Consider the following 260-nt stretch of genomic DNA (forward strand, 5'->3'; position numbering starts at 1 on the left):
GCGCTGGTCTGTGGCGGGGTCGAGTTGTCGTACGGGGAACTCGATGTGCGGGCGAACCGGTTCGCGCATGCGTTGATCGCGCGGGGTGTGGGTCCGGAGCAGGTGGTGGCGGTTTCCCTGCCGCGGTCGGTGGAGTCGGTGGTGGCGGTCCTGGGCGTGCTGAAGGCCGGGGCGGCGTACCTGCCGGTGGATCCGGCGTATCCGCGGTCCCGGATCGCGTTCATGCTGGACGATGCCCGTCCGGCCGTGGTGGTCGACGA

General features: G+C 70.8%; 1 protein-coding gene. It reads left to right on the forward strand.

All coding sequences use genetic code 11. From position 1 onward, the window contains the following. A partial coding sequence (locus tag NBY69_RS37265; protein WP_250306701.1) for an AMP-binding protein occupies positions 1 to 260 on the forward strand: 260 nt, incomplete at both ends.

This window comes from Streptomyces sp. A 4/2, assembly GCF_940670765.1.
In the GTDB taxonomy this organism is placed as follows: domain Bacteria; phylum Actinomycetota; class Actinomycetes; order Streptomycetales; family Streptomycetaceae; genus Streptomyces.